Here is an 8,730-nt window from a genome sequence, read left to right as displayed (position 1 = left end):
AAGTCGCGATGGTGATACCACGAGCCTTCTCTTCCGGCGCGTTATCAATCTGGTCAAACGCGCTGGCAGTACCTGTACCCCATACTTCGTGACATACACGAGTCAGAGCTGCGGTCAGAGTGGTTTTACCATGGTCAACGTGACCGATAGTGCCCACGTTGACGTGCGGTTTATTGCGCTCAAATTTTTCTTTGGACATTTGACCAATCTCCCTAATCAACCAGGATCGAAACGTTGACCGGATAAATAGTGGAGCTCATGGGCGGATTTGAACCGCCGACCTCACCCTTACCAAGGGTGTGCTCTACCAACTGAGCTACATGAGCATTACAAAAACAAATTGGAGCGGGCAGCGGGAATCGAACCCGCGTCATCAGCTTGGAAGGCTGAGGTAATAGCCACTATACGATGCCCGCGGCAATTAATGGTGGAGGGGGCAGGATTCGAACCTGCGAAGGCGAAGCCGTCAGATTTACAGTCTGATCCCTTTGGCCACTCGGGAACCCCTCCGAGTAGATCCGCTAACGCGAACCCTCTAAAACTTAAAATGGAGCTGGCGGACGGAATCGAACCCCCGACCTGCTGATTACAAGTCAGCTGCTCTACCAACTGAGCTACGCCAGCTCACAATCGCCTGTTCAGCGAGGGCGGTATACTACGGACTTTTTTATGGCGTTGCAACACTTTTGCAAGGGTTGATTTCGATGAAATCGAAATTCTTTCCATAGCCCGTTTCGACCGCCTGAACCGTGCTTTTAGCAAGCTTCGGCTCTGCCTCAAAAACGAGCGCGTAGCTTATCTGATTTCGGGGGAAGTTTGCCAGTACTACATTAAGATTCTGGCGTTTTTTTTCTTCGAGCACAGATATTGCTGCCTCACGGGACTCAAACAGCCCCAAAGAGATGGCATTCCGGTTCTCGCCCTCTGTCACCAGATAGGAATCAATGCCCTGGCGTTGAATGCTTCGAAACTGGCTCTGGGCCACAGCGTCGGGCTGGGGAGGGATAATTACCCAGTGGAGGGGTGGCAACGCCCTTTGCTCCTCGTCGATCCGTATATCCACATCCATTTCGATCGGAGCGACCAGTTCTTTTGCCTCTTCCCGAGAAGGTAGCCAGCCCAGACGAACGCACACCAGTCCGCCCGATACATCGGCAGCCGACTGACCAAAGTCATTCTGCACAAACTCGGTTTTACCTGAGTTGACGGGCGTCTCCGTCTTGAGACTCGCTACCCGAGGCAAACTGCCCGCCCCCGCGGAAGGAGACACACTCCCCCCCGCTCGTTCCTCCGACAGGTACCAAACCCCCAGGTTCATCATAATGAGCAATACGACCACCCATTTCACCTGCCGGCCTCCTCGGTATCTATTCGCTCAAGACCATCAAGGACAAGCTCGGGAATCTCGCGTGCGCTGAGCCCGAGATCCAGCAGGCGTCGAGCATCACCACCCGTTACCAGCACATGGCTCAGGCCATAGAATTCCACATCCTTCATGATTCGTTCGCTGACCGACGACGACAGCCAGGCTAGTCCATGATTCACACATTCTCCGGTATCGTGTCCCGGAACGGGTGTAAGCGCTTCGTTGACGTCAAAGCCGATTCGGGCCGCGTCCGTCCTCAGGCTCCGGAACATCATCTGGACCCCGGGCAGGATATATCCCCCCAGGTGCATACCTGAGGCATCCACATAATCGATTGTTATCGCACTCCCCGCGTCGATGACGGCGAACCCACCCGAACACAATCGCCAGGCGCCATACATCGCATGCCAACGATCAGCCCCCATCCGAGCCGGATCTTCATAGGCATTACGCAATCCTCGCCGCTCAGTCTCCGCCCAATAGAATCGAACCGGTGCCTTAACGCGCTCAAGCAGCACATCGTTTAGCTGCCGCCGGCGTTCTTCAGATATCACGGTTGAAACGACAATCGAGGTAATCTGCTGCGCGTAATTGGCCAATTCAGGTATCGATGCGACTTCATCGAACAGCACCGCCCCTTGCCCAACCACCCCAGCGGCACCACTCAGGCGCCACTTCACACGGGTGTTGCCCGCATCGACCAGAAGCTTCACAGCACTTCCCTTAAGCTTATTTCGCCAGCCCTCACCGGGACCAGCCCCGTATCGGTATCGAGGAGATAATTTCCTGTTTCATCAATTCCCGCACCAATACCACTTATTTCTCCTCCCCGGGCAGCGATGGGCTTACCCTGAAAGATATCCCGCTGCTGCCATGCTTCTCGAAAATGTCCGAACCCGAATCGGGTAAATACATCAGCCGCATTGAGCACGGCACTGATCAATGCGCCCGCTATCTCGTTCCTGCACCACTGCTGACCAGACACAGCCTGGTCAAGGCTGGACCAGGCCTGATCAACCCCCTCGGCACTTTTCATGTGGACGTTAATGCCGATTCCGCAGATAACCTGGACAACGCCTTCCTGCAACTCTCCCTGGAGCTCAATCAGAATGCCACCCAGTTTCGCCCTTTCGATAAAAATGTCATTCGGCCACTTAAGCCCGATCTCCCGGGCACCGAGACCTTCCAGGGCGTCGGCAACCGCCACACCGAGTACAAGGCTTAATCCGTCAAGAACAGAAAACCCACCATCGAATGTCAGCCCCAAACTCAGATAAAGATTTTCGCCTCTGGGACTACTCCAGTTTCGACCACGCCGCCCCCGCCCCGCCGTCTGGCAATCGGCGATAACGACGGGAATGTCATGGGTTCCGGAATGGCCAGCCCTGACCACTTCCGCATTGGTCGAATCCACCTCATCCAGCACTCTCAACGAAATGGCTGATCGGTATTCCTCAGCGACGCTGGATAGAATGTCGTCAAAGTCCAGCAAATCAACGTCAGACACCAACTGATAACCACGACCGCGGATCGTATCAATGACAAATCCTTCTTCCATGGCACGGCGGATCTGTTTCCAGATCGCAGTACGGCTCACCCCCATTTTCGCGGCCAAGGATTCGCCTGAGTGAACACGCCCGTCGCTAAGAAGAGAGATAAGTACTTTGGATTTCATCAGATTACATCCGGCCAGAGATATGAATAGGTCTGGCCGGATTAAACAACAGGAAGGGACAAAAGACAAAATAAAGGCAATGGAGCAAGGCCTCAATGCCAACAGCAGATTTAAGGTATGGGCGTCGCGGTCAGGTTTGCCCTGATATCAAAATTTTGCATTTTTACGCCGTATACGAGAGTCTCGGCGCCGCCCGAAGGATGAACCAGGTCGATGTTATTGATCGATAATTCCTTGAACCGGCTATTGGCCTGGACTGCAAACCCCAATGGCCGATTCACCAACTCCGTCTCGCCGGGGTCCGGTACATAGCGATACCCTGCAGGCGCAGAGGGGTCCATGATTTTCTCGTCGCCCCTGTTTCCGATAACACCTTGGGAATCCGCCCCGCTTTGCTTCTTTACAACCCGAGTCTGGTATACATCGATTGCAAGGTCCGTCTGAATTCCGAAGCTATTATCATTCAGACCGTTTCCATCAGCATCGACCCCGTCGCCAGTATAGATATCATTTAACACCAGACGCGTACCAGTCCCATTTGCCGGCACACCATTGGCATCCAACTTACGCCCCGTTTCCCAGACAAACGCATTTTTCTTATCGTCACTCACGGCCCTGGCGAGAATCTGTTTAATGGTTACAGTCATACCTTCACCACCCCGTTCCTCCCAGATGCCTCCCGTCGACTCACAGGCGAGTTCAGACGCTCCGACTCCGCCGGCACAGACCGTACCCGCCCCACCTGGAGATAAAAGCATGCTGCTATCTCGCTCATACTTTTGCAGTACGAAGCGGCCGAAGCTGGCCCCTGAAAGTTTATCTCCAACCCGGAGGTTACCCACATCCATTGAACTCCAGGCTTCACCTTTCACGATCGACAGCCCTTCGCCATTCACATCAACTGTCATACCCCTTAGATGGCCGTCATAATCGAGTTCCGAGATCCAGAGCCCCTGCTGGGATATCTCTCCATTTCCTTCATCATATGGCGCGGCAATAATTGCCGCCCGGCCATTGCTGATCCGGATGTCGGAGTTAACAGTAATCCCCTCTCCCTGAGCGCCCCCTGGCCCCAGTGTCAGCTGACCATCCAACTCAAACTCATAGGCAGGATAGATGCCAAGCGCCAGCAGCAATTCCGTACCGCCCTGCAGTTGCGCATCGTCACTACCAATCCGCAGACCATTAAGCCGATATCCAGCCCTTATGCCTTCGAAACCAATCCGGAGACCGTCGTAGAACTGGGTCCCGTTACGCACTTCCTCCCGGGTAACGTCTACCGTCATATCTCCCCGTCCCCAGGATTGCAGTCCACTGAAAATCACCCGGTTACCGTCTTCGCTATAACTCAGGTCTGCCGACTTCAGGCTCCACTCTGTGGCCAGTCGCAGCCCCTGGGCACCGGCATCGGCGTTCCCCCCACCCTGCAAGTAAACGGCGTTGCCATAGCGCTCATTGTTGAATACCGAATCCCCGACCACAAAACGGGCGTTTACCTGGCCCAAGCTTTTTCCAGCCGCGCCCATTTCAATACCGCCTATAAACAGCTCACCCTCAAGCGCCCCCAGAGTTAAACCCAGAGATTCCCGCCCCTGCCAGTCCGTTGTGACGTCGAAGCGAAGATCGTTGATACCGTAGTGGCCGGTCATATCCCTCAACGCCAATACGTTGCCATCATCCTTGTACAGAAAAGAAGCCGAATGAATTTCAGTCTGGTTATCAATCCGCAGACCTTGCCCATTCCGGCCCCCAGCCTGGATATCCGTCGCAGAGGTAAGATCGTAGTGGCCAGCAAACCCGCCATACGAAGGCAACAATGTTCCCGTACCCGAGTCCGTACTCACCCCATGATTCAGTGGGTTGCCGCTAAACCTTACCGCCCCTACCTCCCAGCTTCCGACAACGCGCGGCGCCCGCAACTGCAACACATCATCAACAACATCCAGCGTTACACCCAACGCCTCCACGTTCATGGTGATTCCATCCAGGAAGACCTCGTTACCGTTTGTACGGTAACCAAGTCGCCCTCCGGTCATCGTGTACGCCGAATCAAAGGTGTAACCGCCACCTCCGTGAGCTCCATCGGAACGTAGCGAGAACTCGCCCTGTAGATTATGATCAAAAAACACTCCCCCCATACTCAATCCCGGCGCGCCAGCCAGACGAACATCGCCAAACTCGATCCGGCGATCTTCAATCAGGTAATCTAAATTCAGGGCTGCGTCGTCACCAATATCCACCATAATCAGGTGGTAGGCTCGCCCTTCAGGATCCTCAGCTGAGCCGACTCGAAACCCTTCGAGCTGAACAGCCTTGCCGTCATCAAGGTAGGATATTCGATCTGCAGTCATCCCAAGTTCCACCTCCACGGAGATACCACTCTGCCCACTTATTTCAGCCAATGCGGATTCATCGAGTCGCTGCATTTCTGCGCCCGCAATCGGCACGAACGCTATCACCCAGCCTACGACAGCCAAAGCGCCTCCGGCGCGGACCAGTGCCATGATCGTTCCCCGGCGCATCACTATGGGTTACCTACCGGAAATACCAGCAGGTTTCCTTCCATAACGACACTCCCCTGCATTTCCACGGAAAAAATATCTGTTTGCTGGAATCCCGGGTCTGTGGGCCGCGCCGTACTGCTGCCCGCCATGTTGAACTGGACATCGTTGAACCTCACAGTATTGGGCAGACCAAGCTCGACAACGTCCCGATCGAATATCTCACCATCACCACCAAATCCCGAATCCACCTTGCGGATCCTCAGTGTCAGCCCTTCAAAGGCAAAATTGCCACGAATATCATCCAGAACCATCCAACCTCCATTTTCCTTAAGACGGTAAGCGAAACGGGCGCCGCACTTTTTCTCGGTGTTATCACAGCGGCCGAAATAGGCATTTTCGATGGGTCCGCCCAGTTCGTTGATACTGATATCTCCCGATAAATAAATACCTCCCTGTCCGGAGACCTCAGACAATCCGCGATCAGAAATGGGGGACAGCTCAGCCACCACCGGCTTTGCAACAAAAAATATAGACAACATTACCAGGCAGCTTGCCCGCAGGTAGGTTTTCATTGCGCCAGGTCCTTTGTTGTTATGCTGAGATGTTGAATTAGCATCCCTTCTATCCGGGCCGAGCCAAAATCCCTGTTGCCGACACTGAAATTGCCGATAGTCAAACTGCTTCGGTAATCAGGATTTGTGTAATAGGCCTCGTAAAAATCCCATGTATCCGCATTACTGCTGCTACTCAGGCCATCCGCACCAATATCACCAGACTCGGGTTGCGGGACCGATTCGACATCCACAACAAAGTTTCCGGTTCCGTCTACATCAAAGAATACCGGTTGTAATTCGTTACCGATTGCGAGCCGAAGAGCAAAGTCAGACATAAGAATTCGGGAACCACAGGAAGCGCCATCCTGGGCACAGGCGTTTATTGATAATTCCGGTGAGAAAAAGTTGAGCCTGAACTGCGCGACCATCTGGCGTCGGTTATCATCCCCCCATAGCCTGAGGTAGCTGCCGTCGACTACAGCACTCTTTGCATGAATATTGATATTGGCTGAGCGGTCCGAACCAACCGCTACATTCATCTGCATGCCGACATCTGCACGCTCTCCCACATGATCAGCCGTTGCCGGCCGGCTTGAGCAAGCTCCAGTTCCCATCGCTGCAGTAGAACTAAGGCAGTCAAAGCCTTCAGTGGGTGCAACCATGGAAGGCGCTGCGAATTCCAATACAGCCTTGTCCTTCACACCTATATCGTTTCCGTCCACCACATCCAGGCGCCATGGGTTAACCAGTCGCCCCAGGTTTACCGGCGACAGTTCGTTGCCGTAATCACTATTGGCGCCAGAGATGTAAAGGTGGTTGACTGTGATATCCACATCCCGACCGTCAGTGCTTTTGACCCCTGAAATTCGAAAAATCCGTGCATGTTCGCCGTTTACATCTGGTTGGTCTGTCCCGTGGGAGAACTTGAAACCTTCCAGAACCACACCAACCCCTGCACCATCAACTTTGGACATTTCGGGCTCAGACAGCGCCTCAAGTTCACCGCGAGCAATCGAACTCAGCAAAAGCGTTCCCAGGGCAAACAGCAACCCAAAACAGCGATTTATCCCTTTTGACCCAGCCATTAGCATCTCCTAGAAGAGCCCCTTTCCACGGTCGATATATTCAGTCCTGTAACGCTGAGTGCCGTACAACGCTTCATTGAGGTTTACCTCGGTCGCGCCGTTCGGAATATTAAAAAAGGCACCAGAGGTCGCGCGCAGGAAATCCTCCGGGGTTAAATCCGTCTTTTTGACGTTTTTCAACCAGTCCAGATCCTTGGTCTGAAAGGAAATGAAAGCACCGTCTACAGGCGCTGCAATCTGTCGCTCACCGTCGACGGTGATCACTTCCCCCACCGGAAAGCTGTTGTAGATATCAAGATCGAAACAGGAGTCTATGCCCAGCACCAGACAATCCTGTGCGTACACATAAATGTCGCCGCCTCCGCAGCTGAAGAAGCTGCAGTCGGGCACTTCAATTTCAGATGAGGAACCCCAGCCTATAAGGTTTTTGACCGACCAGCGGGTAAAACCGCTGGCGTTCTCAAGAACAAATTTCTCACCATCCGGTACACCAATATATTCCGCCCGTATAGGATCAAGTGAACCGATATTGGGATCGCCTTCTGCCCCATATACAAGCTGGGCTTTCGTCTCTAAAGGACTACCGCCCTCGAGTAAAGGCGTCAGCAAGACGATCAGTTGGTCAAAGAAATTGCCGTTTGACTGGGCGCTCCCCAAACCTTCGCCGTGATCGATAATGTTCACATTGACATTACCAGTCAGGGTTTGGATTTTTCCGGAGAGCACCCCCATGGACTCACCAAACCCCAAGCGGAAGCCCACCACTTCTTCGGTGTCCTGGTCAAAGGCAAACTCGAAATAGGGGTTTTGAATGCGGAAAGGAACAATCTCGCCCTCAGCGTAGGTCGATCCATCGGCTTTACGTTGCCTGGGCGCCTCGGGATTTGCGTCGTAATAGGCCTGGTTATTTATGTAACCCAGCGCGAAATCTTCGATATAGACATCTGAGGTGCCGGGCTTTTCACCATCCCGCTCATAGCGCCCCATCTCGAGAACATCAACATTGGTCTGCAGTTCGATATCCATCCCCAGATTCACCCGGGTATACGCCGTATTGTTGTTAGCGTCGGGGTGGTATTGGCGGTCGATGGATACAAAAGCTTGACCCGTCACTTCAGACATTTGGTTGTCAGAAATAGGACGCAGGTCGGCGAGTACTGGCCCACTAGCTGCCAGCAGAAGGATAGGCAAAAACGGTCGTTTACTCATAGTCCCATCTCATTGCTGCCGCATTATTGTTATCGGCGGCGGATAAACGGATGGTCGATGAGCGTCTCTGATGGCTGGCTTATCGTTTATGTCTTTTTGCCAACTCTTTTGGCAAGACTATCTTCACCAACAGCTTGTTACTGTGCGGAACATCATAGATTAGATTTTTTAATCACCAGGCACTTCCCTTCAGGCAATAAAAAACCCCAGCATCAAGGATGCTGGGGTTTAGGTATTAAGCGCCTGACGATGACCTACTCTCACATGGGCAACGCCACACTACCATCGGCGCAGGACTGTTTCACTTCTGAGTTCGGGATGGGATCAGGTGGTTCCA

At 53.3% G+C, this 8,730-nt stretch carries 8 protein-coding genes, 4 tRNA genes and 1 rRNA gene; all 13 read right to left on the bottom strand.

Annotated elements, in window-relative coordinates; all coding sequences use genetic code 11:
• Window positions 1–199: GTP-binding protein (locus FWJ25_RS18985; RefSeq protein ID WP_246166897.1), on the bottom strand; the 199-nt coding region annotated here is incomplete at its 3' end.
• Between the two features lie 51 nt (window positions 200–250).
• Window positions 251–326 (bottom strand) — tRNA-Thr (locus FWJ25_RS18980).
• Window positions 327–341: 15 nt separating this feature from the next.
• Window positions 342–416 (bottom strand) — tRNA-Gly (locus tag FWJ25_RS18975).
• 9 nt (window positions 417–425) lie between these two features.
• Window positions 426–510: transfer RNA gene (locus FWJ25_RS18970), tRNA-Tyr, on the bottom strand.
• A 38-nt stretch (window positions 511–548) separates the two neighbouring features.
• Window positions 549–624: transfer RNA gene (locus tag FWJ25_RS18965), tRNA-Thr, on the bottom strand.
• A 43-nt stretch (window positions 625–667) separates the two neighbouring features.
• Window positions 668–1,348: a hypothetical protein gene (locus tag FWJ25_RS18960; protein ID WP_246166898.1), complete on the bottom strand. Its 681-nt coding sequence runs from the start codon at window positions 1,346–1,348 to the stop codon at window positions 668–670.
• Window positions 1,345–2,079: a type III pantothenate kinase gene (locus tag FWJ25_RS18955; RefSeq protein WP_149601833.1), complete on the bottom strand. Its 735-nt coding sequence runs from the start codon at window positions 2,077–2,079 to the stop codon at window positions 1,345–1,347. The genes FWJ25_RS18960 and FWJ25_RS18955 overlap by 4 nt, the downstream gene beginning before the upstream one ends.
• On the bottom strand, window positions 2,076–3,041 hold the full coding sequence (locus tag FWJ25_RS18950) for a biotin--[acetyl-CoA-carboxylase] ligase (RefSeq protein ID WP_149601832.1): 966 nt from the start codon (window positions 3,039–3,041) through the stop codon (window positions 2,076–2,078). The genes FWJ25_RS18955 and FWJ25_RS18950 overlap by 4 nt, the downstream gene beginning before the upstream one ends.
• 110 nt (window positions 3,042–3,151) lie before the next feature.
• Complete coding sequence (locus tag FWJ25_RS18945) at window positions 3,152–5,545, bottom strand: DUF6160 family protein (RefSeq protein ID WP_149601831.1); 2,394 nt, start codon at window positions 5,543–5,545, stop codon at window positions 3,152–3,154.
• A 20-nt stretch (window positions 5,546–5,565) separates the two neighbouring features.
• Window positions 5,566–6,117 (bottom strand): hypothetical protein, encoded by a 552-nt coding sequence (locus tag FWJ25_RS18940; protein ID WP_149601830.1) that lies wholly within the window; start codon window positions 6,115–6,117, stop codon window positions 5,566–5,568.
• Entirely contained in the window at window positions 6,114–7,184 is a 1,071-nt protein-coding gene (locus FWJ25_RS18935) for a hypothetical protein (protein ID WP_149601829.1), read from the bottom strand. Before FWJ25_RS18935 ends, FWJ25_RS18940 begins: the two co-directional genes overlap by 4 nt.
• Window positions 7,185–7,193: 9 nt before the next feature.
• Complete coding sequence (locus tag FWJ25_RS18930) at window positions 7,194–8,393, bottom strand: hypothetical protein (RefSeq protein ID WP_149601828.1); 1,200 nt, start codon at window positions 8,391–8,393, stop codon at window positions 7,194–7,196.
• A gap of 241 nt (window positions 8,394–8,634) precedes the next feature.
• Window positions 8,635–8,730: ribosomal RNA gene (rrf, locus tag FWJ25_RS18925) — 5S ribosomal RNA — on the bottom strand; the annotation flags it as partial.

It is taken from the genome of Marinobacter salinexigens, assembly GCF_008370345.1.
Lineage (GTDB): Bacteria > Pseudomonadota > Gammaproteobacteria > Pseudomonadales > Oleiphilaceae > Marinobacter > Marinobacter salinexigens.
Note: the sequence above shows the minus strand (reverse complement) of the source record. Positions and strands in the feature narration are given on the sequence as shown.

Bases quoted from the DNA above. Each gene is read 5' to 3' on its own strand.
- FWJ25_RS18945 (WP_149601831.1), bottom strand. From the start codon at position 5,545: ATGGCACTGGTCCGCGCCGGAGGCGCTTTGGCTGTCGTAGGCTGGGTG.
- FWJ25_RS18950 (WP_149601832.1), bottom strand. From the start codon at position 3,041: ATGAAATCCAAAGTACTTATCTCTCTTCTTAGCGACGGGCGTGTTCAC.
- FWJ25_RS18935 (WP_149601829.1), bottom strand. From the start codon at position 7,184: ATGGCTGGGTCAAAAGGGATAAATCGCTGTTTTGGGTTGCTGTTTGCC.
- FWJ25_RS18930 (WP_149601828.1), bottom strand. From the start codon at position 8,393: ATGAGTAAACGACCGTTTTTGCCTATCCTTCTGCTGGCAGCTAGTGGG.
- FWJ25_RS18940 (WP_149601830.1), bottom strand. From the start codon at position 6,117: ATGAAAACCTACCTGCGGGCAAGCTGCCTGGTAATGTTGTCTATATTT.